Genomic DNA, 570 nt, shown 5'->3' with positions numbered 1-570 from the left:
CCAAGCCAACGGCAAGATCAACACGGCCGCCGACACACCTCTGGCGGCATAGAGGTTGACTCAGGAAACTCACGCGGTCCCCTCCCAGTTGTAGAAGCGGGTGGCCATGGCGTCCGCCGGCGAACGCCAGGTGGCCGGGTCGTAGGCCTGGATGAAGGGCTTGAGCTCGTCACTGATCCGCACGAAGCGCGGGTCCGCCTTGGCCTGTTCGATCAGCTCGCCGCCGTTGTCGGCGTCGAAGTCCTGCAGGTGGAAGTAGAGCCCCCGGTACGCGAAGAGCTGACGCCGTCGCGTACCCATCCGGTGGGGCATCTCCGTGGCGTCGAACGCGGCGAACCGCTCTGCGACGTCGAGGCTCGCCTCGGGGTCCATCCGGGCCACGATCAATGTGCTGTGCATGGGCTTTCTCTCCTCAGGGGCCGAATTGGGCCGGACGTCATGCGTGGGACGGGTAGGGCGGAGGAAGGGGGAAGACTGGGTGGACCTCAGTCCGTGATCTCGCAGATGGCGGCGCCGGAGGTGAGGGAGGCGCCGACTTCGGCGGCCAGGCCCTTGACGGTGCCGGAGCGG

At 67.4% G+C, this 570-nt stretch carries 1 protein-coding gene; it reads right to left on the bottom strand.

All coding sequences use genetic code 11. The annotated features are described in order from the left end of the window. Positions 1-69 precede the first annotated feature (69 nt). Positions 70-399, bottom strand: a complete 330-nt coding sequence (locus Q5762_RS36975) for a TcmI family type II polyketide cyclase (RefSeq protein WP_315896696.1) — start codon at positions 397-399, stop codon at positions 70-72. Positions 400-570: the final 171 nt, after the last annotated feature.

The organism is Streptomyces sp. P9(2023) (genome assembly GCF_032436795.1).
Lineage (GTDB): Bacteria > Actinomycetota > Actinomycetes > Streptomycetales > Streptomycetaceae > Streptomyces.
Note: the sequence above shows the minus strand (reverse complement) of the source record. Positions and strands in the feature narration are given on the sequence as shown.

What these genes read in the sequence shown, in the direction of transcription:
- Q5762_RS36975 (WP_315896696.1), bottom strand. Translation starts at nt 399, where the DNA reads ATGCACAGCACATTGATCGTGGCCCGGATGGACCCCGAGGCGAGCCTC.